Here is a 26045-nt window from a genome sequence, read left to right on the forward strand (position 1 = left end):
ATTGTTTCTACTATCCTTATAGTAGTAATATGTAACACCAATCCCACCAACGACGGCCGCTACCCGCAGATGAGCGTTCGAGACGTTCCCACAGTTCCTTCGAGATGCGAACAAAAGCGGACGTACAGTGGATCAGGACAGTCGTTCGAGCAGCAGTCTCGTCGATCGCTCTACGGCGACGGGGCCATCAGGACATCGGTTCCGATTAGACTTCGACGACCGGGTTCGTGAGTTCGCCGATCTCGTCGATCGTGATACGGACCTCGTCGTCGGGCTGGAGCGTGAAGCCGTCGTCCGGAACCAGCGAGGTACCGGTGAGCAGGACGCCGAGTTCGGGAACGACGTCGTGGTCGCGCCAGTACTCGACGAGTTCGTCGCAGGTGCGAGCCATGTTGCCGATCGAGGTCTCGCCCTCGTAGAGGACCTCGTCGTCTCGAGTGATCTCCATCGCCATCGTCAGCTCGTGGGGGTCGCCGACCTCGGCGGCGGAGGCGACACAGGGACCGATCGAACAGCAGCGCTCGTACATCTTCGCCTGAGGCAGGTACAGCGGATTCTCGCCCTCGATCTCCCGGCTACTCATGTCGTTGCCGATCGTGTAGCCGACGATCGAGCCGTCGTAGAGGACGATACCGAGCTCCGGTTCGGGAACGTCCCACGCGGAATCCGCTCGGATCCCGACCGCCTCGCCCGGCCCGACCGTTCGGCTCGGCGTCGCTTTGAAGAAGATTTCCGGCCGTTCGGCCTCGTAGGCGTGGAGGTACATCTCCGGCATCCCGCTTTCGGCCTCGCGCGCCTCCTCGCTGATCTCGTAGGTGACGCCCGCCGCCCAGACTTCCTGGGGGACGAGCGGGAGCGTGCCGTCGGTAAGCGAATCGAGAGAGACAGTCGGGGCCTCGTCCGTGAGCTCGCTCGCCATCTCGTCGATCTCGAGGTCCGCGATATCCGCCGCGGCTGCGAGCTCCCCGAAGCCGTCCAGTCGTGGTTTCACGGCAGTCAGATCGTACGCTGTCTCGTCGTCGACAGCGATGAGTCTATGCTGGCCGCCAGTCGATAGGCGTTGATACCGCATGCAGACATCAACTACCTAATCCATTATAAATGTCTCGTCCCCGGACGATTTGATCGGGCCGGAAGCGTCGGAACGGCAAGAATTATGAGCGGACGGAGCCATCATTTACACGTATGGCAGATCAGCGGCTGAATTACGTTAACGGCGAGTGGACCGAGTCACGTACCGGCGAGACGTTTGAAACGACGGATCCCGCGAGCCCCGAGGAAGTCATCGCGACCTATCCGCAGTCCGATGCCGAAGACGCGGAACAGGCGATCGAAGCGGCACGCGACGCGAGCGACGACTGGGGATCGACCCCCGGTCCCGAGCGCGGACGGATCCTCGCGAAGACGGGATCGATCCTCGACGAGCGCAAGGACGAACTGACCGAACTGCTCGTCCGCGAGGAAGGCAAGACCCGAAGCGAGGCCGGCGGCGAGGTACAGCGCGCGATCGATATTTTCCACTACTACGGCTCGAAGGCCAGCGACATCGGCGGCACGGTCAAGAGTTCGAGCGCACGCGACACGAACCTCTACACGAAGACCGAACCCCTCGGCGTCGCGGGACTCATCACGCCGTGGAACTACCCCATCGCCATCCCGGCTTGGAAGATCGCACCGGCGCTGGCCGCGGGTAACGCCGTCGTCATCAAGCCCGCCTCGCTCGCGCCCGGCGTCGTCCACGAGATGGCGGACGCGCTCGAGGAAGCGGGCCTCCCCGCCGGCGTCCTCAATGTCGTCACCGGTCCCGGCAGCGAGGTCGGCGGCACCATCGCCAGTCACGAGGCCGTCGACGCCATCTCCTTCACCGGTAGCACGGCGGTCGGCAACACCGTCTACGACGCGGCGACCGAAGACGGCAAGCGCGTCCAGCTCGAGATGGGTGGGAAGAACCCGACGGTCGTCAGCGACAGTGCGAACGTCGAGGAGGCGGCCGATATCGTCGCCAACGGCGCGTTCGGCGTCACCGGGCAGGCGTGTACGGCCGCCTCCCGCGCGATCGTCCACGAGGACGTCTACGACGAGTTCGTCGACGCCGTCGTCGACCGCGCCGATGCGATCGACCACGGCCACGGGCTCGACGACCCCGGCATGGGCCCCCACGTCAGCGAATCCGAACTCGAGAGCACGCTCGAGTACGTCGACATCGCACAGGAGGAGGGCGCGACCCTCGAGTGCGGCGGGTCGGCGCTCGACCGCGAGGGCTACTTCGTCGAGCCCGCGGTCTTCTCGGACGTCGACTCCGAGATGCGCATCGCCCAGGAGGAGGTCTTCGGCCCGGTGCTCGCGATCATCCCCGTCAGTAGCTACGACGAGGCGATTCACGTCGCCAACGACGTCGACTACGGGCTCTCGGCGAGCGTCGTCACCGACGACCACACCGAGGCGAACCGCTTCGTCGAGGAGGTCGACGCCGGCGTCGTCAAGATCAACGAGAAGACGACCGGTCTCGAACTCCACGTCCCCTTCGGCGGCATGAAGGCCTCCTCGAGCGAGACCTACCGCGAGCAGGGCGACGCCGGTCTCGACTTCTATAGCATCACCAAGACGGTCTACGACAACTACTGAGGACTGTCGCCCGCTCGAGTGCGATTCCAACGCGACGCGATTTTTTTGGTGCCGCCGATCCGCCGATACTCGAGAGTGATCGTCGAGTGCGGCGAGCGCCAATCCGGAACCGAATCCGACAGAGCGTCAGCCCGCGTTTTTCAAGAACAGACCACCGTTATCTAATGACGAACAGACAGCGGCAATATCCTATATTTCGCGCATTATTTACAAACATACGATTGTAAGGAAAGTGCGCGGTGGCCGAAACACCTCTGCGGTGAAACGGACGCCCTTTACGAGTCGAGAGGGCGAAATTATGTGTTAAACGGCAATGTGACGGCCTGTTATGGGTGCTCGCCTGAGGCCGCTCCCGTTCAGCAATCATGGACGGAAATAGTAGCAGCCTGAAACTGCCTGCTCGAACATTCTCGCGAGGAACGGTGTCTCGTGGCATGTGATAGTCTCTCAATCGACGGGACCTAATACTGCCGTCTCAGCGATAGCGAAACAGCGTTTTCCATAGATGAACAGGCGATTAGCAGGGATGATACGCAGTTCGTCGGTGGGAAACCGTCTGACAGCGGAGACTAACGGTGCGCAGGCGACGGATGCGGCAGTGATGAATACCGCGCGGGAACGCAACCACGCGACTCCGAACGTCTGGGTATCGGCTACTCGGCTCCGGGACGACTCCGGGTAGCGATCCGTTCGACCGCGACGATCCGTCGGAGCGAATCCGAGTCCGAATTATTAAGCCATTGGCTTGGGAGAGTAGAGATGATGCAAGCTAGTTCAGACCGTGGCGTCAACGGGACGCCGACCGAGCGGCGCGTCGCGGCCCTCCTCGAGGAGATGACCCTCGAGGAGACGGCGGCGCAGCTCGGCTCCGTAAACGCTGACAAACTCATAGACGAGAACGGGGAACTCGACGACGAAGCCGTCGACGAGCACCTCTCGAATGGTATCGGCCACCTGACCCGTATCGGCGGCGAGGGGAGTCTCTCCCCGACCGAAGCGGCCGAACGGACGAACGAACTTCAGGCGTCTCTCCGAGACGAGACGCGACTCGGGATTCCCGCGATCCCTCACGAGGAGTGTCTCAGCGGGTATATGGGTCCGGAGGGGACGACGTTCCCGCAGATGATCGGGATGGCGAGCACGTGGTCGCCCGAGCTCCTCGAGTCGGTCACCGATACCATCCGCGACCAGTTGGAGGCCATCGGAACCGCGCATGCGCTCTCTCCGGTCCTCGATGTCGCCCGCGACCTCCGGTGGGGACGCGTCGAGGAGACGTTCGGCGAGGACCCGTATCTGGTCGCGGCGATGGCGTGTGGCTACGTCGACGGGCTGCAGGGGGACGGTGACGGCGTCTCCGCCACGCTCAAACACTTCGTCGGTCACAGCGCCGGCGAGGGCGGGAAGAACCGGAGCTCGGTCAACCTCGGACGGCGCGAACTCCGCGAGACGCACATGTTCCCGTTCGAAGCGGCGATCCGCACGGCGGACGCCGAGTCGGTCATGAACGCCTATCACGACATCGACGGGGTCCCCTGTGCCAGCGACGAGTGGCTCCTGACCGACGTGCTCCGCGGCGAGTGGGGATTCGACGGGACGGTCGTCTCCGACTACTACAGCGTCGAATTCCTCCGGAGCGAACACGGCGTCGCCGCGGACGAACGCGAGGCGGGCGTCGCGGCCCTCGAGGCCGGCGTCGATGTCGAACTCCCCTACACGGACTGCTACGGCGAGCACCTCGTGGACGCCGTCGAGGCCGGCGAACTCGCCGAGGAGACGGTCACCGAGGCGGCTCGTCGCGTCCTGACCGCGAAGGCCCGGAAGGGGCTCCTCGACGACTCGACGGTCGATCCCGAGACGGCAGCGGAGCCGTTCGGCACCGACGAGGCGAGAGCGGTCACCGAGCGTGCCGCCCGCGAGTCGATGACACTCCTGAAAAACGAGGGCGACCTGCTTCCCCTCGTCAGCGAGGAGACCGACTCCGTCGCGGTCGTCGGCCCGAAAGCCGACGATGCGCAGGAGCTCATGGGCGACTACGCCTACCCCGCCCACTACCCCGAGGAGGAAGTCGAACTCGAGGCGACGACGCCGCTCGACGCCGTCCACGAACGAAGCGACGAGTACGGGTTCGAGGTCCTCTATGAGCAGGGCTGTACGACGACCGGTCCCGAGACGGACGAGTTCGACGCGGCCGCGAACGCCGCCGCGGACGCCGACGTCGCCCTCGCGTTCGTCGGCGCACGCTCCGCCGTCGACTTCTCGGACTCGGATAAAGAGCGGGTCAACAAGCCCAGCGTCGCCACCAGCGGCGAGGGCTGTGACGTGGTCGATCTGGGGCTCCCCGGGGTCCAGCGCGACCTCGTCGAACGCGTGCACGAAACGGGAACGCCGGTCGTGGTCGTCGTCGTGAGCGGCAAGCCCCACTCCCTCGAGTGGATCGCGGAAACGGTCCCGGCCGTCGTGCAGGCGTGGCTCCCCGGCGAACGCGGCGGCGAGGGCGTCGCCGCCACCCTGTTCGGCGAACACAATCCCTGTGGCCACCTGCCAGTCTCCATTCCGCGCACGGTCGGGCAGCTCCCGGTCCACTACAACCGGAAGCCCAACACCGCGAACGAGGAGTACGTCTACACGGAGAGCGACCCGCTCTACCCCTTCGGTCACGGCCTGAGCTACACCGACTTCGAGTACGGCGACCTCTCGCTGTCGACCGACGAACTCCCGCCGGCCGGCACGATCACCGCGGCTGTGACCGTCGAAAACACTGGCGACACCGCGGGTGACGACGTCGTTCAGCTATACGCGAGTGCCGAGAATCCCGACCAAGCCCGTCCGGTGCAGGAACTCGTCGGGTTCGAACGCGTCTCCCTCGAGCCGGGCGAGACGAAGCGGGTCAGTTTCGAGGTCGACGCCTCGCAACTCGCCTACCACGACCGGGACTTCGACCTGACCGTCGAAGCGGGGCCCTACGAGTTCCGCGTCGGCCACTCGGCCGCCGAGGTGGCCGCGACAGCCACCTTTGAGGTGACCGGAACGAAGGAAGTACCGCGGACCAGTCGGACGTATTTCACCGAGACCGACGTCGCGAACGTCGAGTAACGACGGGACTGTTGAGCCCCTGTCAGGGCGTCTGGTAGCATAACCCACACGTATTTATCGCCCGATGCGTATCACACGGGTATGACAATGGACTCGTCAGTGCCGCTCGACGGAATCGATCCCGAGTCGATCACCCGGGATGACATCGACGACGCGGAGCTACGCGCCGCGCTCTCGTCATCGGACCCGCTAGTCCGACAGCGAGGCATCGACGTCTGTGAAACGCTCGCCGAGGAGGGAGTCGACGCCGTGCGACCGGTCCTCGACGAGGTCGCGTCGCTCGCCAACGACGACAACTCACCGATCGCACTGCGCGCGATCACCGTTCTCAGGACCGTCGCCGAACGCGATCCGGGGGCGCTCGAGGGGCGGCTGACCGACCTCGTCGACACCGCTGGCGCAGATATCGTGGACGTACAGCTGACCGGCTCGACCGTCCTCGCCGCGCTCGTCGTCGAGCGCCCCGATCTCGTTGCGCCGTTCGTTCGACAGTTGCTCGAGGGAATTCGAGTCACCGAGCCCGATCCGCAGGGCGAAGACCTCAGCGACGTGGTAACCGACGAGGTGACCCGGCGCACGATACAGGATCACGAGGACGAAGAGCGCAAGCGGCGAATATCCGCCCGCCAAACGCTGAGTAACGTCGTCGTTGCCGCCATCGAATCGGAGCCCCAGTCGGCGTTCGACGCCGTCGATGCGCTCGTCGCGCTGCTGGACGACGCGTATCCGGCCATCTCCGGCGGCGCGATCGATGCGCTCGCCCAACTGGCAGCGGCCAAGCCGGCGGTCGTCGCCCCGGTGAGGGACCGCCTGATCGACTGTCTCGACGACGACAGCGTCGTCGTGCGTGCGCGTACCGTTCGAGCGCTCGGCCACCTCGGGGATGACGCCGCCGTGCCGAAACTCCGGGACGTGGCTGCGACGGACGCCAACCGAGACGTTCGAGAACTCGCAGACGAGACCGCGAACTTCCTCGCTAACGCGTCGTAATCACGACTTCTCACGAACATCGCGAACGCGTCGTCATTCGGGACCGCGTCAAGAACTGGCTTCGAGCGAGCCGATTTATTCGTTCATCTCGCGTTTCGTGCAGTACCAGTACGCGCCGCTGAAGAAAATGAACGCGCCGACCACGAGAACGATATCGATGATGAGGATGGGATACGCCTGGTCACCGGGCCCGACGAACGCGGCCGAGAGCGCGAGGAGGAGCCCCGATATGATCAGCAGGGCGATGATGACCTTCATCTGCTCGCGCTGAGCGGCGATGAGGTCGAGCAGCGTCGACGTTTTCGACATGGTGTGTGAGTGGAGAACACATGTGAAAAATTTATCGGTAATCGCAGCGCGAACTCGAACTACTCGTCTCGAGCGCGCCCTCGCTCGTCGGGCATGCCCGAGTACTCCCGGACGGTCGACGTGAGCACGTCCTGCCATCGCTCGGCCTGTGCGACCTGTTCGTCGAACCGCTCGGCGACGTGGCGGTATCGCCGCTCATCGACGCGTCCCTCGAGCGAGTGCCACAGGTTCCGGAGCCGCTCGACCTCTTCGACGCCCGCGAAGCAGTTGTCGTAGAGTCGCTGGACGACGGTCGTCCCGTCCGCGAGTTCGTGGTCCCAGGGGAGGTGGTGGAAGAAGAGGAGCAACTCCTCCGGGCACGTTTCCACGGAGCCGTAGCGCTCGGCGACCGGATCCCGGTACTGGGTGACGTAGCCGCTCCCGCTCTCGGTTCGGTCGACGCCGATCCCGTCCTCGCTCGCGCCGTGGTAACCGGGCCACTCCTCGGGCGACGGGTAGTAGTGGTTCTCGAGGTACTCCTCGCCGTTGTGCATCATGTGCATGAGCCCGAGGCCGCCGGTCTCGTAGTCGATGCAGGCCGCCCACGAGTCGCGGAGGATCTCGGTGACGGTGTCGACGACGTCCTCGTCGGCACCGAACGTCAGTCGGACCCACTCGCGGGTGATCGCCTCGGCGGAGCGGTCGGGGTCCCAGGCCGCGCGACCGAACGCGTAGAGGTTCGCCTGGGCGAGGTAGTGTCCCGTCCAGTTGTAGTCCTCACCGACGTTGCCGACGCCGACGACGCCCTCCCCGTCGCCGCGGAAGAGCGAACGCACCGGCGTCCCCTCGCCGTCGGCGTGCGTGTCGAACTCGAAGATTTCCTTCCACATCGGGAGATGGTAGGTCGCGTGGACGCCCTGTCCAGTGTATTCCTGGGTGATCTGTAACTCGAGCCCCAGATCCGTTTCCGGCATCGCGCCGAACAGCGTCGACACGGGCTCGCGGGGCTGGAAGTCGATTGGTCCGTTCTTGATCTGGACGGTGACGTTCTCGGCGAACTCGCCGTCCAGCGGTTCGAACGTGTCGTAGGCCTGTACCGCCCGGTCCTCGTGTGAGCCGTAGACGAAGGCGCGCCACCAGACGCGCCCGCCGTGTGGCTCGAGCGCCTGTGCGATCGCGTTCGCGCCGTCCACGTGGTCGCGGTCGTAGTCGTACGGGCCGGCCTGGCCCTCCGAGTCGGCTTTGACGAGAAAGCCGCCGAAGTCCGGCACGAGGTCGTATATCTCGTCGGCCTTCTTCCGCCACCACTCCCGGACGTCCTCGTCGAGCGGATCGGCGGTGTCGAGATCGCCGACGAGCATCGGCGCTGCGAAGTTGACCGAGAGGTACGGCCGGATGCCGTACCGACGGAACAGCGATACGAGCCCGGTGAGGTCCTCGAGTCGCCGCGACTCGAGCAGTTGCCATCCTTCGAACGCGTCGAACGCGGCGTTCGCGCTCGCTCGCTGCGGCTTGGTCGTGTTGACGTTGTTGAGGACGATCCCGTTGATCCCGACGGAGGCCAACAGGCGGGCGTAATCCTCGTATCGCGACCGGAGGTCGGGCAGTCGTTCCCAGTCGAAGATCGACTCGCCGGCGTACCCCCGTTCGACCGAGCGATGGAACGGGGTGTCCCACTGGTTGAGCAGTCGGTTCGCGTACGCCGGCTCCTCGCGCACGTCGAGGTCGTCGATCGGTTCGCCGGTGCCGAGCAGCCGGAGGAGGTGGAACGTGCCGTACACCAGCCCCCGGTCGGTCGGGGCGGTGACGACGAGACAGTCCGCGTCGTTCCACGTGACCGACCGGATGAGGTAGCCTCCGTCCTCGAGGTCGGCGATGTCGTCGCCCGGAACCGACTCGGCGATCATCGCCATGTCGTCCGGCGTGCCGATGGCAAGGAATCCGTCGACCGTCGTCGGTGGATGCTGCCAGAAGTGAGGGTCCTCCCCGAGAAGTCCGGACAGTGCCCGTCGGAGTTCGTCCCGGACCGCGCCGCACTCGGGTGACTTTTCGGCGACGTACGCGTGTCTACACCGGCGTTGGTACGAGTCGAGTCGTTTGTCGCTCCCCACTCGCTCGTACCGAAGCCAGCAATCGTCGTACTGATTCATCGAGAGATGGTCGAGTCGTCGTCGGCGACCGATAAAACGATAGTGGTTGACCGATCGTCAGGTCGCAGCTCGTTCGCTTCCGATTCCAGCGTGTCGGTTGAGAGAACGGAACCGATGCATCGCAGAAGTCGTTCTCAGCGACGAATCATGCCAACTGTACATCACAATGTTTATTACCAACTATGGTTATCGTTCACGTGTATGGGAACAGATAGCAGTCCCGGTGACTACAGCGATGCGATTAGTCGCCGAAAAATGTTAACGGTGGCAGGAGCGTCAGGGGCGGCCGCGCTCGCTGGCTGTTTGGGTGGTGGATCGGAGGATGGCACGTTCGTCAACGCGTACACCGGCAATCCGGCCGATCTTCACTTCAACACGTCGGGCGTACAGAACTACCGCTGGCCCGCGGGGCGATCGGTATTCGCTCCGTTCCTGAAGTACTCGTTCAGCGATGACGAGTTCCTCCTCGGGGCGCTCGAGGACCTACAGATCGAAGAGGAGGAAGTGACGCTCACGTTCCGCGACGATCTGGCGTGGGACGACGGAGACGAATGGACGACCGACGACCTCGATGTCCAGCTCGAGTTGGCAGAGATGTCCGGCAGCTCGATCTGGGGATATCTCGATGACTACGAGATCGTCGACGAGAAGACCGCGCGCCTGCTGCTCTCCGGGCCGACGAACCCGCGAATCATCCAGTTCGAACTCACGAATTTCTTCGTCGATACGAAAGCGGACATTCACGAACAGTTCCTGGACCAGGACGTGTCGGAATTCCTCCAGTGGGCGTGGGAGGACCCCGTTGCCAGTGGGCCGTTCTCGTTCGTGAGCAAGGACGAGCAGGCGTTCGAGTTCGAGCAGAACTCCGAGTTCTACAACGCCGACAACGTCGACATCGAGAGGTTCATGATCGAGAGCTACGGTGGGAACAACGCCCAGCACCAGGCGCTCATGTCGGGGACGGACGTCGACGCCTCTCCGAGCCTGTTTGCACCACCGGATGTCGTCGACCAGTTCCCCGACCACGTCGTCGAGGTCCAGATCCCGGCCAAGTGGGGCTACGGTATCGTGTTCAATCACGACGATCCTCACTTCGGACAGCGAGCGGTGCGACAGGCGGTCGCACACGTCATCAACCGACAGAATCTCGTCGACAACGCCGGTCCGCGATCGAAGTTCGTGACGCCGTCGCCCTGCGGTATCGCACCCAAGGACCAGGAGTACTGGCTCGACGACTGGCAGGACGACTTCGAGACCTACGGCGCTGATGAGAGTCAGACCGACGAGGCGACTCAGTTACTCGAGGACGCCGGATACACGCTTGACGGCGGAACCTGGCAGGACTCCAGCGGTGACACCATCGGCGGACAGTACAACTCACCCTCGGGGTGGACTGACTGGACGACCATGACCAACACCGTCGTCACCCAGCTGAACGACTTCGGCTTCGACTTCTCGATCAACACGGTCCCGACGAACGACTGGTTCAATCAGTACTCCAACAGCAACTTCGCGATGGGGAGCCTCTACTGGCTGCCAGGGGGATCGCGATCGTCGTTCCCGTACTTCCCGCTGCGCTACCAGCTGTGGGAAGAGGAGATCGGCGGCGGCCACAACTACCGGGAGAAGGCAGAATCCGAGCAGACGATTCCCAGTAGAGACGGCGGAGAGATGTCGATCACTCCGCTCGAGACGGTCGATCAGATCGCACGGCAACCGAACGACGACGAGGCACGGCCGTACGTCCAGGAGGCGGCGTGGCACAACCACATCGAACTCCCATTCCTCGGGCTCGTGTCCAAGCACGAGCAATCCTGGGTGACTGACGACGAGTGGTCGATCGCCGACGAGGACAGCACCAATTGGCAAGTTAAGTGGCCACAGTTCTGGTGGCCCCACGAGGGCGAACTACAGTACGACGGTTGACCCGGCGACGCGATTCCGTTTTTATTATCATTCAAAATGAACTATTACCTTAAACGGACGTTACAAATTCCGCTGACTATCCTCGCAGTGGCGACGCTCAGCTTCGGCCTGATCCGGCTGCTTCCCGGCGGTCCGTTCACGCAGTTACGGCTCCAACTCCTCCAGCAAGGGGTCCCCGCCGAGCAGGTCGACGCACGTATCGAGGCACTGCAGAACATCAGACCTGACGCACCGCTCTGGCAACAGTACATCGACTACATGATCGGCGTCGTCCAGTTGGATCTGGGCCAGTCGATCTCGCTCAACGAGCCAGTCATGGCGGTGGTCGCCCGAGCGCTCCCCTGGACCGTCTTCCTCGTCGTGACGTCCACGATACTCATGTTCGTCATCGGCGTGTTGCTCGGCTCGATCCAGGCGTACTGGGAAGGCTCGCGGTTCGACCAGATCGCATCGGGCGGATCGATTCTCCTGATGTCGATCCCCTACTACATCTTCGCCGTGATCTTCCTGTTCTTCCTGGCGTTCCAGCTCCGCTGGTTCCCGACCGGGAATACTGTAGAGCGAGGCCTCGACGCCTCGCAGCCCCTCCTGTACTTCTCGAGCGTGCTCTACCACGCTGCGCTTCCGATTCTGGCGTTTACGATCGGCGGGGTCGGATCGACGGCCCTCAACATGCGCGGGAACGGCATTCAGGTGCTCGGCGAGGAGTACGTCGAAGTCGCCAGACTGCGTGGCCTCTCGGACAGCCGGATCGCCACTCGGTACGTCGCCAAGAACGCTATCCTCCCGATGTATACGGGGTTCATCCTGATAATCGGGTTCCGGCTCGGTGGGACCGTCGTGCTCGAGGAGATCTTCTCGTACCGAGGGATCGGCTACCGCATGATCGAGGCGCTCAGGGCAAACGACTACCCGCTGATGATGGGGTGTTTCCTGGTCATCACGGTCACGCTCGTCGTCGGGGTCTACATTGCGGACATGACGTACGGGCTAATCGATCCGCGTATCAGTGCAGGTGAGTCAGATGAGTACTGAACCCGATACCGCAGGCGACGGAATCGACTGGCGTTCGGAGACATCGGACGTCGAGATGAGTCGCCGCGATCGACTGAACGAGTTCTACGAACAGAAGATCTACGCGCCCGCCACCGTCGCGTGGTCTGACAGACGAACGCGGATCGGGGTTCTCATCCTGAGCGTCTACCTCCTCATGGCGGTCGTCGACCTGCTCGGACTCTGGCGCGATGCCAGTCCGAATCAGGCCGGGCCGTTACTCAGCCCGTTCGAGAACATGGCGTATCCGCTCGGGACGACCCGCTCGGGGGTCGATCTGCTGGCCCTGATCATCGACTCGACGCCGTTCATCCTCCAGATGGTGCTCGCGGGTGGAGTATGGGCGACTACTCTCGCAGTCATCGTGGGCACCGTCTCGGGGTACAAGGGCGGCACGATAGACACCGTCATCACGGCAATCTCCGACTTCTTCATGGCGATTCCGGGCCTCCCGCTCGTCATCGTCCTGGCGCTCGCACTGAGCCCGGAGAACCCGATTTTCCTCGGGGTCATTCTGACGATCAACTACTGGGCCGGGCTGGGTCGTTCGATCCGATCACAGGTCCTCTCGATCCGAGAGGAGAGCTACATCGAAGCGTCCCGTACGATGGGGACGGGTTCGATACGCATCATCATCAAGGACGTGCTGCCGAACATCATGCCGTACGTGATGGTCAACTTCGTGCTCGCCGCACGCTACACGATCTTCGCGTCCGTCGGATTGTACTTCATCGGCGCGTTGCCCTATACGGTGCAGAACTGGGGCGTTACATTGAATTACGGGTACGAGCAAGGTGGCCTGTTCTCGATGGGCGCCTTCCACTGGCTCCTCGTCCCGATCGTCGCCATCGTCGGGCTGGCCTTCGGGCTCGTCCTGCTGAGTCAGGGGATGGACCGGATCTTCAACCCCCGCGTCCGAACCCGTCTCACCGGAGAATCCGAGTCCATTGAAGAGGAAGAAACCGACACGACGACGGAGATGATATAATGGCTACCGACAGCACATCCAGCGATCGAGTCGTATCACAGGAGGCCGTCGAAGATCCGATCTTCGAGGTCCGAAACACGAGCGTTACCTACAACGAGGGCAAAACGCGCGTCCTCGAGAACGTCAACGTCAGCATCGAACGAAACGAGGTCCTCGGTATCGTCGGCGAGAGCGGGAGTGGGAAGTCGATGTTCGCCTCCGCACTGCTCGACGCCATTCCCGATCCCGGCGTCCTCTCCGGGCAGATTACGTACAACCGGCAGGACGGTTCGTCGGTCGACCTCCTCGAGCTGAGCGACGAGGAACTCCGACAGTTCCGCTGGGAGGAGGTGTCGATGGTGTTCCAGGGCGCGATGAGTTCGTTCAACCCGACGATGAAGGTCGGGGCCCACTTCACGGAGACGCTCAAGGCCCACGACAAGAACGTCTCGGAGGGACTCGAGTTCGCCCGCGAACTCCTCGAGAACCTCTATCTCGAGCCGGAGCGAGTCCTCGACGCGTATCCCCACGAGCTCTCCGGCGGGATGCAACAGCGGGCCCTGATCGCGCTGAGCATGGTCTTGGATCCGGAGGTGCTGGTGATGGACGAGCCGACGGCCGCGCTCGACTTGCTGATGCAGCGGTCGATTCTGACGTTACTCGACGACTTGCAGAGCGAGTACGACCTGACGATCGTCTTCATCACCCACGACCTGCCGCTGGTCGCGTCGCTGGCCGACCGGATGGCGATCATTTACGCGTTCCAGTTCGCCGAGATCGGGCCGCGCGACGAGATCATCGGCAACTCGGCGCACCCGTACACACGGAAGCTGTTGAACGCGACGCCGAACATCGATGCGCCGCTGGCGGAGATGCAGCCGATTCCGGGCGAAGGTCCCGCTCCGGTGAACCTCCCGTCCGGTTGTCGGTTCGAACCGCGGTGTCCGCTCGCAACGGAACAGTGTCGGACGGACGATCCGCCGTTAGCCTCGGTCGACCAGGACAACAGCGATCACCGATCGGCGTGTCACCACTGGGAGCAAGCCCGCGAAGAGATCGAGCTCAACTTCGGCAAGACGAGCGACGACTTCGAGAACACCGCTTCCGCCGAGACGGCGGAACCGATCGCAAAAACACGTCACGAAGAACCGGGCGAGACGCCGCTCCTCTCGCTCAACGACGTCGAGGTCCACTTCGAGGAAGAACAGGGACTGCTCGAGCGGCTCACCGAAGACCCTCGCGTCGTCCGAGCGGTCGATGGCGTCTCGCTCGATATCGAAGAACAGGATCTCGTCTGTCTCCTCGGTGAGAGCGGCTGCGGGAAGACGACGCTGGGGAAGACGATGATCGGCCTTCAGGAGCCGACCGGCGGCTCGATCGAGTACCGCGGCCAGGATATCTGGGACGCGAAAAAGGGTGGCGGCGATATTCCGTACGACGATATCCGGTCGGCGCTCCAGATCATCCACCAGGATCCGGGGAGTGCGCTCAACCCCAACCGACGCATCGTCAACATCCTCTCGGAGCCGCTCAGGCACACCCATCCGAACATCAACCGAACCGAGCGCCGGAGTCGGATGCACTCCCTGCTCGAGCGCATCGGCATGGCCCCGGCCGACGAGTTCCTCGACCGGTACCCCCACCAGCTCTCGGGCGGCGAGAAGCAACGCGTCGCACTCGCTCGCGCACTGCTGATGAATCCGGACGCGATCCTCGCCGACGAGGCCATCAGCGCGGTCGACGTCTCGTTGCGTATCGAGATCATGGACCTGATGTTGGAACTGCAGGAGGAGTTCGAAACCTCGTTCCTCTTCATCTCCCACGACCTCTCGAACGCGCGGTACTTCGCCGAACACGGCGACGGCCGAATCGCCGTGATGTACCTGGGCGAGATCGTGGAGATCGGCACCGCCGAGCGCCTCATCCACGATCCGCGCCATCCGTACACCGAAGTGCTTCGGTGGGCGACGCCGGACCTCGACCTCGATTCGATGGAGGCCAGCGAGCCACCGCTCAGAGAGGTCGACGTTCCGAACCCAGTCAATCCGCCCTCGGGCTGTCGGTTCCACACGCGGTGTCCCGTCGCTCGCGAGGCCTGTCGCGAGGAGCACCCGGACCTGCAGGAGGTCTCCGACGGGGACGGGAAGGCCGCCTGCTTCCGCGAGGATCCGAATCACGAGTACTGGGACAGCGAACCCCTCGAAGGGGCCGTCGAGACGCGCGAAGAGCTCGCGGAGCACTGAGACGCGCCGTCCCCCTCGCGTTCGGTCGCGTTCGATCGAGACCGATCGACTCTCCTCGGTTCTCGAGGATGCCCGACCGGCGACACCACTATTATTATGCGAGCGGCTGTATGCTCCACCGATGACACGCTACGAGCCGGATTCCGTCGACGGGACGCTCTTCCTCACTGCCGAGGACGACCGGATCGAAATCGGTGCGATCGACGACGTCGTCGACGCCATTGGTGACGAGACGCACTCGATCGAGTACGACCAGAAACAGCGGACGCAGCCGTGGCTGGAAACCGACGACGGCGTGCTCGAGATAGACGTTCGCGAGACGGTGACGACGTTGCCCCACACCGAAGAAACGGTGTCCGAGCTCCGCGAGTACGATATGGGAACCGAACGGTACGGGCTTCCCAGGCGAACCGTCGAGTTCGCGAACCGACTCGTCGAAATCCTCGAGCAACAGGGAGAGAACGAGCCGGCTGCCGGCGGACGGTAGCGACTACTGTGGTCGGCTATAGTAGCCACTGAAACGATTCACACACTGATCGTACCGCTGTCGCGCGATCAGGTGTGCATTGACTTTCAGTGCTACTATAGTCCGATTCGAGCCGTTCTGCTTATCGAACCGACACTTCGCTCCCGGTCTCGGCCGCCTCGTAGATCGCTGCGAGCGCCCGCATATCGACGAGCGCGTGGTCGCCGTCGGGCGAGATCGGTTCTCCTCGGAGGACGCGGTCAGCGAAGTAATCGAACTCCTCGGTCATTTCGTCGCCGAACACGTCGCGCCGACCGTCGTCGAGTTCAAGTTCCCGACCGTCCATCCGGAGGGTCAGTGTCTGGGGTGACTCACCGAGGAACGTCGGCTCGAGTAGCAACTCGCCGTCGGTACCGACGATCCGGAGGTGCCCCGAGAGGGCGGCGTGCTGGCTCGCCGTGCAGGCGGCGAACGTCCCGTCGTCGAACTCGATCGTGAAGGTGGCGTGCTGGTCGGGCACCTCTCGGAACGCCTCGTCGTCGGAGCGCATCTGCGCGGTCACGCTCACGGGATCGGTGTCGAGGACGAATCGGGCGGTGTTGAGCGGGTAGATGCCGAGGTCCATCACCGTCGCGCCGTAGCCCGCGAGGTCGGGGTCGAGCCGCCACTGGTCGGGGTCGCCGGAGACGACGTCGAGCATCTGCTGGCCCATGTGCCCGTGGACGGCCACCGGATCGCCGATCGCCCCGTCGGCGACGAGTTCGCGCATCCGGCGGACCCCCGGATCGGTCTGCATCCGGTAGGCGACCATCAGGGGGACGTCTTCGGCGGCCGCGACGAGTTCCTCGGCGCGCTCGGCCGTCGCCTCGAGCGGTTTCTCACAGAGGATCGCCTTCCCGTGCTCGGCGGCCGCCTCCGCGTACGGCAGGTGGAGCGCGTTCGGCGTACAGATGTAGACGGCGTCGTACTCGTCGACCGAGTCGCCGTCAACGAACTCGTCGTACGTGAGTGCGACCTCGACGCTCGGCGTCGTCGCGGCGACATCCGCGCCCTTCTCGTGGGTGCTGCTGACGACCACGGTCGTCTCGCAGAACTCCGACGCTTCGATGGCGGGGATCGCCTGTTCGCGCGTCCACCAGCCGAGTCCGACCACGGCGAGGCGAAGCGTTCCCGATTCTAGCTGTTGCCAGTCGCGTTCCCGCACCGTTTGTACGTACTCACGTATCGACATGGTAGGTAGTTCGCCGCAATCAGCAAAAGTCTAGTGAACTACCCGTGACGGAGAACGACGGAGCCGGTCGAACGGGCGTCCCCGCCGATCCTCAGACGAGCCTAGTATTATACGGAACGAGGACGTGACACACTCCATGGAAGACGCATTAGTCGTACTCAACGACCGCGATGGCGATCGAAACTTGCTCCGCGAAGCCGCAGCGTACGCGACCGGCGCGGACGCCAACCTGATCCTCTACTCACCGCTCAGCGAGGCGCAGTTCGAGGAATCGGTCTCGAGCCTCGATCAGATCGGTCGCATGGAGAACAAGGATTACAGCGACGAGGACGCGATCGGCGTCGCCGAACAGATCGCCGATTCGCTCGCGAGCGAGGCCCTCGAGGACTTCGATGTAGAGTGGTCCGTCGCGACTGACGTCATCGATGAACTCGACGCCAATCGCATCATCGACCTCGCCGAGAAACACGGCTGCGACCATCTCTTCACCCTCGGACAGCCGCGGTCCCCGACGGGGAAGGCAGTATTCGGCGACACGACCCAGAAGCTCATTCTGAACTTCCCGGGCTACGTGACGGTATCGATGAACTGACCCCGCTGCCTCGCCTCACCAGCAGTGGTGGATACCGCCTTTCACAGTGTCCGCTGGACGTGACAGCACGCCTCGAGAGACGCTTCGTTCGGGGGACAGCCGGCGCAGCAGTCGCGGCGAGCGACGAAACGCGTTCGAGGGGCACATCCGTCGTATCGCGACAGCCGGTGTCGTCGACCGCCGGAGAAAGCCACAGAACGGTCGATCGTCTTCGGATCTCCGTCCGCCTCGAGGGGAGGTCAGTGATCGAACATCAGGCGGTGATCAGTTGCAACCCTTCGAGCCCTTGCCCTTCGAACCCTTGTCGCCCTTCCCCGGTGGAGTGAGCTCGACCGTCACCGATTCCGTCTCGTCGTCCACGGTGACGGTCGTCTCGCCGGACAGGGCCCCCTTCTCGGCGGTGACCGTGTAGCTTCCCTTGAAGCCGCGCGTGGCGTAGACACCCTCGTCGTCAGTCTCGCCGGTCTCGTCGGTCCACCACTCCTCGAAGACGAGTTCCAGGAACTGCTCGCCGTGTGCCCGCAGGCTCCAGTCGGAATCGTAGTAGGCACCCGTCGGCCGCCAGTGGTCGTCCGCCCAGAAGCCCCACGAGAGGACGCCTTCCACGGCTTCCTTGCTGAACGCCACCGTGAGGAAGTCCCGGAGGTAGTCCGCCTGGACCGCGACGTCCTGTGCGTTTCGCCGGTCGAATATCTCGATGTCGAACTCGGTGACGAGGAGCGGGAGCCCGAACTCCGCGAACTGGTCGAAGCCGGCGATCATGTCCGCCACATCGAGCATCTGGTTGTACTGCTGCTGGTGGTGGCCCATGAATCCGATTCCGTCGATCGGGTACTCGTTCTCGACCAAGTAGGAGATGTAGTCGTAGTACTGACTCCGCTGCCACTGGCCGCCGATGGCACCCATTTCGTTGGTGTAGAGTCCGGCGTCCGTAGCCTCGTCGGCGACCGACCACCACCGGTCGACGGCGTCCCATCCCAACTCGTCGTCGTCGCGGAAATTGGACTGCCAGATCGGGTGGTTGTGCATGTCCCAGTCGGAGACCTGGCCCTCGAACTCGGTAGCGTGGCCTTCGATCTTCTCTGAAATCTCCGCCTCGATCTCCGCGGCGGACTGGTCGGGGTCGACGTTCATCCCGCCGCCGCCGGCATTGCTATACTCCTCCCACAGGAGATAGTGGCCGCGCGTGGGGATGTCGCGCTCGTTGAGCCACTCGAGCGTCGCCCTGGTCGCGTCGTTGTCGATGTCCCAGTCGCCCTCCCAGGCGGGATACTTCAGCCCGTTCTCGACGACGGCCCTGTTGAAGTTCTCGAGGAACGTCTCCCGGTAGATCTCGTCGTCCTCGCTCTCGCCGGTGACGTGCTCGACGGAGACGGCGCTGCCGAAGTCGAACTCGTGGTCGGTCATCTCGAGGTCGACCGTCGCACCGTCCATCGGCTGGCCGCCGGGATTGAGAACCTCTACCTCGATGTCCGTCTTCCGGATCTCCTCGATGCGTTCGTGAGCGGCCTCGCGCCACTCGGCGTCCTCGGCTCGTCCCTCGTAGTGATACGGCGGGAGCGTCTCGAGCGAGACGTCCGAATCACCGTAATCGAACAGCGCGATCCCGCCGAACTCGATCGTCTGCTCGGCGTAGCCAGTGTGGAACTCGAGCGCCGGGACCTGGTCCGAGCCGGCCGGTTTCGCGCCAACCTCGATGGGGAAGAAGTATCGCATCCACTCGCCGCTCGGCTCGATAGCCGCGCCGCGCTGGACGAAGTTGTCGCCGGACGCGGTGGCCCCGTCTGAATCCGAATCTCGATACCCGAACGCCGCGTTCGCTTCGGCATCGTCGGACTCGCTTCGCATGTACGCGACGGCCAGGAGCAGATCCCCCTCGTCGAACGACCGGTCGGTGATCTCGCCGCGATACGCGTACTCCGCCGGGTCGTCGCTGGCGTCGGGAATCTCGAGCCGTTCGGCTTTCGTGATCGGGACGGCGTCCGTGTCGACCTGAATCTCCGTCTCCGTCCCGCCTCCTTCGAGCGAGAACGCGTCGATCGCCGCCTCCTCCGTCGTTCCGTAGACGTACGACCCCGCCGGCAGTTGCTTCTGTTGGCGGCTCGAGGCGGTGAGTTCGTCTCGGAGCGCCTGATGGTAGTCCGTGGCTGAGTCGGCCGATTCCTGTGCCGTTACGGCGGGGCCGGCGGCCGCCGCCGAAACGCCGAGGACGCCGAGCGATTTCAGGAAGGTCCGTCGTCTATTCTCGTTGCTGGGGAAATTCTCTAGCATGGGTACTGTTACCGCATCTGAACCGTTCCACAGCTTGCTATTTAATAGTGAGGGAGAGGTACCGAAACGCTCCGTTTGTGCGGTCGTCTCCCCGGATTGTCGCTCGGTTTGCCGGTGGTAATCGTGCCACTCGATCGACGATGCATCGCACAACAACTATTATCGGGCTTTCCGAAGGGACCGTGTGAACACGACGCTCATGCTCCCGCCGTCTCCCGACCGGCGGTGGACGCTCGCCAAACAGCTCGGATTGTCGACGGCCGAGCGCGACCTCGGCTGGACGCCCGAACACACCTGGCGCGAGGCCGAAGACGAAGCCGTCGAGAGGCCGAATTTCGAGTAGCGCGTCGAAAGCGGTGGATCACGCGGTGAACGAAAGAGATAGATTTTAGCGGTCTCGAAGACGGCGAGTATACGTTGGTACCTCGCACGAACCCGCTCCAGTTGCTCCTGCTCGGTATCGGGACGTTGCTCGCTCGCCTCGGGATCATCTCGCTCGAGCGGGCGCGCGAAACGACGGATCTGGCCTGGCCGCGAATCGTCACCGGCCTCGCCCGGATGTCGAAAGGCGTCGCCGACGTCGCCATGGTCGGCGTCGTCCTCGGACCGACGGCAATCGCGGGAATGGGATTCGCCGGACCGTACTGGGGGATGACGTTCGCCATCGGTGGCGGGATGGCGGCGGGAACGATCGCCCTCGTCTCCCAGCGATACGGCGCATCGGCGTACGACGAGATCGGGCAGGTCGTCCGGTCCAGTGCGTTCCTCGTCACGGCGGTCGCTCTCCCCGTGAGCGCGCTGTTCTGGGCCGTGCCGGTCGAACTCGTCTCGTTGCTGAGCGACGATCCCGTCGCGATCGGCTACGGCGCCGACTACCTGCGCGTCCTCGCGCTCGGCGTCCCGTTCGCCATTCTCAACCAGATCGGGAGTCGCGCCCTCGTCGGCGCAGACGACGCGTGGACGCCGATGGTCGTTCGGTCCAGCGGCGCACTCATCAACGTCGTCCTCAACGCGGTGTTCATCTTCGCGCTCGACATGGGCGTCGTCGGCGCGGCGCTCGGGACCGTCATCGCCAGTATCTGCGTCACGACCGCGTTCGCGCTCGGTCTCGCGCTCGGTCGCCTCCCGGGCGTCGGCGAGTTCCCGATTCGGGTTCGCTGGATCGACCGGTACCTCGAGCGGAAGATGCTCGCGGACCTCGTCGCCATCGGACTGCCCGTCGTCGGTCGCAGTTCCGTCTGGACCGTCGCCCGGTTTCCGATCCTCGTCTTCGTGGGTCTCTTCGGCTCGCACGTCGTCGCGGCCTACATCATCAGTCGACGCATCTGGGGGTTGATGAACACGCCGGGATGGGGATTCGGTCTCGCCGCGAGCAGCCTCGTCGGGCAGTCCCTCGGCGCCGACGACGAGGAGACGGCGGCGCAGTACGGGCGCGAGATAACCGTCTTCACTGTCGTCGTCTATCTGTTCGCAGCGGTCGTCGTCGCGCTCTTCGCGCATCCGATCGTCCGACTCTTCGTCGACGACCCCGCGTCGCCCACCGTTCCCGTCGCCGTCGCGCTCGTGTACACCGCGTGCATCGCCGTCGTTCCGCAGGGCATCACGAGTAGCGTCGCGGGCGCGCTGGACGCGACCGGCGACACGAACTGGCCGTTCTACGGCCGCGCGATCGGGATGTTCGGCTTCGCCATTCCGCTGGTCTACCTCGGCGCGACGACGTCGCTCGGCCTGTTCGGTCTCTACCTGTCCTTTCTCGCCGAGAGCGTTCCGGGCGCGCTGATCAACTACTACCGGTTCCGCTCCGGGAAGTGGAAGGCCATCAGCCGCGGCTACCGGCCGGGAGAGCCCGCAGTCGACGACTGACGCGCGCGGCGCGTCGGTGAGACGGTTGATAACGTTTATAGCGCTACGGTAACACCTCACAACCAATGGACGATCGATCCGAGACGCCGACGTACCGCCGGGAGTCGGCACCGACGTCGGAGCGCGTAGCGGACTTGCTCGAGCGAATGACCCTCGCCGAAAAGGCGGGCCAGGTGACGGGGTCCTGGGGCGGGAGTTTCAGGGAGGATCTCGACGTCGAGGACCTCGTCGAGACCGTCGCGCGGGACGGAATTGGTGCCGTCGCGCCGTTCGGCTGGGCCGGGTCGCTCACCAGCGATCCGGCCGAGGCGGTGCGGATCGCCAATCGACTCCAGCGCGTCGCCGTCGAGGAGAGCCGACTCGGCATCCCGCTGCTGTTGAACGTCGACGCGGTCCACGGTCACGCTTACATCACCGGCGCGACGTCGTTTCCGAACGGACTCGGGGCGGCCGCGACGTGGGACCCGGAGTTGCTCGAGGACAGCGCCGAAATCACCGCCCGGGAAATCCGTGCGACCGGCGCTCACCAGAACTACGGTCCGACCGTCGATGTGGGCCGCGAGCCGCGCTGGGGGAGAGTGTTCGAGACGTTCGGCGAGAGCCCGCACCTCGTCGGCGAACTGGCCGCCGCGAAAGTCAGGGGATACCGCGGTGACGGGGTCGGTGATCCCGAGGGCGTGCTCGCCACTCTCAAACACTTCCCCGCCTACGGGGAGCCCGAACGCGGCGAGGACGCGTCGCCGGTCGATATCTCCGAGTACAAACTCCGGAACACGTTCCTCCCGGCGTTCGAGCGGGCGCTCGCCGCCGGCGCGGACTCCGTGATGCCGTCGTACAACTCGATCAACGGTGAGCCCTCCCACGGGTCAGCCGCCGCCCTCACGGAACTCCTCCGCGACGACCTCGGCTTCGAGGGCCACGTCGTCTCGGACTGGGACGGGATCCGCCACCTCCACGAGGACCACCGGACGGCTCGCGACCATGCCGACGGCGTGCGACAGGCCCGCGAGGCCGGTGTCGACGTCGCGTCGGTCGGGCACGTCGACCACGCCGACCGCGTCGTGGAACTCGTCGAATCCGGGCGGCTCGAGGAGTCGGTCGTCGACGCGAGCGTGGAACGGGTGCTCCGCGCCAAGTTCGAACTCGGCCTGTTCGAGGACCCCTCCGTCGATGAGGGGGAGGTGATGGAAACGCTCGGGTCGGAGGACCACCGCGAGACCGCTCGCGAGGTCGCCAGCGAGTCGATGACGCTGCTGAAAAACGAGGGGGTCCTCCCGCTCGAGGACGACGAGGACGTCTTCGTCGGCGGGCCGAACGCCGACGACATGGTCCACCAGCTCGGCGGCTGGTCGGTCAGTCGCGACGACGGGCTGCCGGGGACGACGATCCTCGAGGCGATCACCGAGAGCACCGACGGCACGGTGACCCACGCGGCGGGGACGACGCTCAACGAACCCGTCGACGTCGACGCGGCGGTCGAGAAGGCGGCGGACGCCGACGTCGCCGTGCTCGCGCTCGGCGAGGGCTGGTATCTTCACGAGTTCGGTCCGCAGGCCGAGGCGGGCGTCGCAACCGGGGAGTGGCCCACACGGAGCGACCTTCGGCTGTCGGACGCCCAGCGCGAGCTCGTTCGGCGGGTTCACGAGACCGGGACGCCCGTCGTCGGCGTGCTCGTGACCGGTCGGCCGCTGATCGTCGACTGGATGGCCGAGCACGTCCCGGCGATTCTCATGGCGTACTTCCCGGGAACGGAGGGCGGCGTCGCCGTCTCGGAGACGCTGTTCGGCGAGAACGATCCGAGCGGCCGGCTCCCGATTACGATGCCGAAATCCCACGGTGATCTCCCGCAACACCACGACGCGCTCGCTCATCCGACGCCGATCGGCGACCACGAACACCCCGATTCCTACGACCCGCTGTATCCGTTCGGCCACGGACTGAGTTACACCGAGTTCGACGTCGACGACGTCGCGGTCACGGACGGGTCGGGCACGTCGTCCGATGACGGCGGACCGGCGGCGACGGTCAGCGTCACGCTCTCGAACGTCGGGGACCGCCCCGGAACGGAGACCGTACAGGTGTACGCGACGCAGACGAACGCCTCGCGCGTCAGGCCTGAACGCTCGCTGGTCGGGTTCGAACGGGCTGACCTGGACCCCGGCGAGTCTACGACGGTCGACGTCGGGATCGATCCGTCCGCGCTCGGCTACTTCGACCCAGATCGAGGACACGTACTCGAAACAGGCGAGTACCGGTTCCACGTCGGTGAGCGGACGGAGTCCACTCGTATTAGCGGGGACGACTGAACGTCACACCGCGGGAGCAAAGCGGTTACAGCCGATTACGGACTGACTCATGTAATGCACTCGAGCCGTCGTTCGAAACGAATGACGTTTTTCACCGACTGCAGTCCGGTCATCGGTAGTATTCGATCGACTGATAGCGGCGTCGCTCCCTCGGTGAAACGCACTTGATCAACGGACGAATTTCGGAGTTCTCTCCTCGTTTCTCAGGACTGGGTTGCCGTTATGTAATGACGAACAGAATGTGCGTGGGTTTCACATGCGAGCAAGCGTGTTACAGTCTTATGTCTGTAATCGCGGAATCTGTCCGAAACACTTCTCTCAGGAGTAGCGCCGGTTATGCACTCGGTCTGAGATACTACTCAGGGAGAGCGCAGACGACTCGAGCGGTCGCCATCGACCGAGCGTAGTTATTCTTGTTTAGCAATCACGGACGGAACGGTGCCGTGAGTGCGGGGGCTGAATCGCCGTAACGGGGCGGGTTGTCGCATTCGAGAGCGTCTCTGACAGAATCAGTCGACACTCACCCCCACAATGACAGCGAACGATCGTTCGGCATTACTGAATCGTGGAAATGTGCCGGGATCGACAGCGTAGATTCACTCGGAAGCCACACGAGATTGATACGGTTCGGTTCCATCAGCGTTCTATCAGTTGCCGTGAACGCGGTCTCGCCGATCTCGAGGACCGAGCGGCGAGCGTTCAGCCGTTCGCTCGTGGTCGTGGAGATCAATAGCTATCCCGTCCGCGAGTAGCGAATCTCTGCGCGCCCGATCGATATCGTCAAGCGACCCGACACGACGCAACCACCGGTCGTTTTTTATCAGGCTGGTGACTAGGTCCGCTATGATCGAGTGGCTCGACAGCTACGAGGGGCGAACGTGGCAGACGACCGAGAGCGGCACTATCAGATACGCTTTAATCGGCCTTGGTTGGTGGACGACCGACCTCGCGCTCCCGGCGATCGAATCGTCGGATCTGGGCGAGGTGACGGTCCTCGTCAGCAGTTCGGCGGAGAAGGCGACACGAGCGGCCGAGGAGAACGGCGTCGAACGCGGGATCAGTTACGACGAGTTCCACGACGGTGCGGCCAGCGACGAGTACGATGCGGTCTACATCGGCACGCCCAACGCCACCCACCTCGAGTATGCCGAGACCGCGGCCGGTCTGGACAAGGCGGTCCTCTGCGAAAAGCCGATGGAGGCGACCGTCGAGCGCGCCGAACGGATGGTCGCGACCTGCGAAGAAGCGGACGTGCCCCTGATGATCGCCTATCGCATGCAGACCGACCCGGCGGTGCAACGGGCCCGCGAGTTGATCGCCGACGGCTTCCTCGGGGAGCCGGTGTCGGTCTACGGCCACAACAGTCAGCACCTGCTCGAGATGATCCCCGACCCCGATCAGTGGCGTCTCGACGCCGATCTGAGCGGGTACGGCACCTCGGTGATGGACCTGGGAATCTATTCGATCAACACGACCCGGTTCCTGCTCCGACGCGACCCCGTCAGCGTGCAGGCCGAGATGGTCTCGAACCACGAGGCGTTCGCCGACGTCCCGGACGAGCGGTCCTCGTCGCTGCTGGTCTTCGAAGACGACGTGCAGATGATCTCGACCTCGAGCCAGCACGCCCACGAGGACACCCATCTCAAGATCACGGGAACCGAGGGACGAATCGAGCTCCGGCCGGCGTTCCACGGGGAGTGTTCGCTGCACCTCTCGCGGGGCGACCTCTCGGTCACGGTCGAACACGGAAGCTTCGACGCGGAGCGCGAGATGGAGGAGGGGTTCGACTACTTCGCGGACCGACTTCTCGGCGACGGCGACCTCTATCCGGACGGTCGACACGGCTTGCGGGACATGCGTATCATCGAAGCGCTCCACGACTCCGCGGAACGAGGTGAGCCGGTCGACCTCTAACGGATTGCGATAGTTCCATCTCGCGTTCGACGGATACCACGCGAGGAACGGCCCATATCGGGTAGTG

18 protein-coding genes are annotated in these 26045 nt (G+C 64.2%); 13 read left to right on the forward strand and 5 right to left on the reverse strand.

Going from position 1 to position 26045, the window contains the following annotated elements:
• Nucleotides 1–205: 205 nt before the first annotated feature.
• Nucleotides 206–1072: a fumarylacetoacetate hydrolase family protein gene (locus tag HYG81_RS20225; RefSeq protein ID WP_180841507.1), complete on the reverse strand. Its 867-nt coding sequence runs from the start codon at nt 1070–1072 to the stop codon at nt 206–208.
• A 113-nt stretch (nt 1073–1185) separates the two neighbouring features.
• Between HYG81_RS20225 and xacF the strand changes: the two genes are divergently transcribed.
• From xacF to HYG81_RS20240, 3 genes are all read left to right on the forward strand, one after another.
• Nucleotides 1186–2625: a 2,5-dioxovalerate dehydrogenase gene (gene xacF / locus HYG81_RS20230; RefSeq protein WP_180841508.1), complete on the forward strand. Its 1440-nt coding sequence runs from the start codon at nt 1186–1188 to the stop codon at nt 2623–2625.
• A 762-nt stretch (nt 2626–3387) separates the two neighbouring features.
• On the forward strand, nt 3388–5718 hold the full coding sequence (locus tag HYG81_RS20235; protein WP_180841509.1) for a glycoside hydrolase family 3 N-terminal domain-containing protein: 2331 nt from the start codon (nt 3388–3390) through the stop codon (nt 5716–5718).
• 81 nt (nt 5719–5799) lie between these two features.
• Nucleotides 5800–6708 carry a HEAT repeat domain-containing protein gene (locus HYG81_RS20240; protein ID WP_180841510.1) on the forward strand — a complete coding sequence of 303 codons (909 nt, stop codon included), beginning with the start codon at nt 5800–5802 and terminating at the stop codon, nt 6706–6708.
• Between the two features lie 75 nt (nt 6709–6783).
• Here HYG81_RS20240 and HYG81_RS20245 read toward each other — a convergent pair whose 3' ends face one another.
• The gene (locus HYG81_RS20245; protein WP_180841511.1) at nt 6784–7017 is read right to left on the reverse strand and encodes a hypothetical protein; all 234 of its coding nucleotides are present in this window, start codon (nt 7015–7017) and stop codon (nt 6784–6786) included.
• Between the two features lie 59 nt (nt 7018–7076).
• Nucleotides 7077–9146, reverse strand: a complete 2070-nt coding sequence (locus HYG81_RS20250) for an alpha-glucuronidase family glycosyl hydrolase (RefSeq protein ID WP_180841512.1) — start codon at nt 9144–9146, stop codon at nt 7077–7079.
• Between the two features lie 255 nt (nt 9147–9401).
• Here HYG81_RS20250 and HYG81_RS20255 point away from each other — a divergent pair, with 255 nt between their 5' ends.
• The 5 genes from HYG81_RS20255 to HYG81_RS20275 all read left to right on the forward strand — a co-directional run bounded on the left by HYG81_RS20255 (nt 9402) and on the right by HYG81_RS20275 (nt 15822).
• Nucleotides 9402–11072, forward strand: a complete 1671-nt coding sequence (locus HYG81_RS20255; RefSeq protein ID WP_180842940.1) for an ABC transporter substrate-binding protein — start codon at nt 9402–9404, stop codon at nt 11070–11072.
• A 36-nt stretch (nt 11073–11108) separates the two neighbouring features.
• Entirely contained in the window at nt 11109–12107 is a 999-nt protein-coding gene (locus HYG81_RS20260) for an ABC transporter permease (protein ID WP_180841513.1), read from the forward strand.
• Nucleotides 12097–13113, forward strand: a complete 1017-nt coding sequence (locus HYG81_RS20265) for an ABC transporter permease (RefSeq protein WP_180841514.1) — start codon at nt 12097–12099, stop codon at nt 13111–13113. Before HYG81_RS20260 ends, HYG81_RS20265 begins: the two co-directional genes overlap by 11 nt.
• Nucleotides 13113–15335 (forward strand): ABC transporter ATP-binding protein, encoded by a 2223-nt coding sequence (locus HYG81_RS20270; protein WP_180841515.1) that lies wholly within the window; start codon nt 13113–13115, stop codon nt 15333–15335. Before HYG81_RS20265 ends, HYG81_RS20270 begins: the two co-directional genes overlap by 1 nt.
• 121 nt (nt 15336–15456) lie before the next feature.
• Nucleotides 15457–15822: a hypothetical protein gene (locus HYG81_RS20275; RefSeq protein ID WP_180841516.1), complete on the forward strand. Its 366-nt coding sequence runs from the start codon at nt 15457–15459 to the stop codon at nt 15820–15822.
• Between the two features lie 121 nt (nt 15823–15943).
• Here HYG81_RS20275 and gfo6 (HYG81_RS20280) read toward each other — a convergent pair whose 3' ends face one another.
• Complete coding sequence (gene gfo6, locus HYG81_RS20280) at nt 15944–17032, reverse strand: D-xylose 1-dehydrogenase Gfo6 (RefSeq protein WP_180841517.1); 1089 nt, start codon at nt 17030–17032, stop codon at nt 15944–15946.
• Nucleotides 17033–17168: 136 nt separating this feature from the next.
• Between gfo6 (HYG81_RS20280) and HYG81_RS20285 the strand changes: the two genes are divergently transcribed.
• A complete protein-coding gene (locus HYG81_RS20285; protein WP_180841518.1) occupies nt 17169–17624 on the forward strand; it encodes a universal stress protein in 456 nt (151 codons plus the stop codon).
• Between the two features lie 264 nt (nt 17625–17888).
• Here the strand turns inward: HYG81_RS20285 and HYG81_RS20290 are convergent, their stop codons facing one another.
• Nucleotides 17889–19895, reverse strand: coding sequence for an endo-1,4-beta-xylanase (locus HYG81_RS20290; protein WP_180841519.1), 2007 nt, complete (start codon nt 19893–19895; stop codon nt 17889–17891).
• Between the two features lie 184 nt (nt 19896–20079).
• Here HYG81_RS20290 and HYG81_RS20295 point away from each other — a divergent pair, with 184 nt between their 5' ends.
• From HYG81_RS20295 to gfo6 (HYG81_RS20310), 4 genes are all read left to right on the forward strand, one after another.
• Nucleotides 20080–20238, forward strand: a complete 159-nt coding sequence (locus HYG81_RS20295; RefSeq protein ID WP_180843071.1) for a hypothetical protein — start codon at nt 20080–20082, stop codon at nt 20236–20238.
• Between the two features lie 74 nt (nt 20239–20312).
• The gene (locus HYG81_RS20300; RefSeq protein WP_180841520.1) at nt 20313–21758 is read left to right on the forward strand and encodes an MATE family efflux transporter; all 1446 of its coding nucleotides are present in this window, start codon (nt 20313–20315) and stop codon (nt 21756–21758) included.
• A gap of 65 nt (nt 21759–21823) precedes the next feature.
• Nucleotides 21824–24064, forward strand: coding sequence for a glycoside hydrolase family 3 N-terminal domain-containing protein (locus HYG81_RS20305; RefSeq protein WP_219628709.1), 2241 nt, complete (start codon nt 21824–21826; stop codon nt 24062–24064).
• A gap of 843 nt (nt 24065–24907) precedes the next feature.
• Nucleotides 24908–25978, forward strand: coding sequence for a D-xylose 1-dehydrogenase Gfo6 (gfo6, locus tag HYG81_RS20310; protein WP_180841521.1), 1071 nt, complete (start codon nt 24908–24910; stop codon nt 25976–25978).
• Nucleotides 25979–26045 lie beyond the last annotated feature (67 nt).

The organism is Natrinema zhouii, assembly GCF_013456555.2.
Lineage (GTDB): Archaea > Halobacteriota > Halobacteria > Halobacteriales > Natrialbaceae > Natrinema > Natrinema zhouii.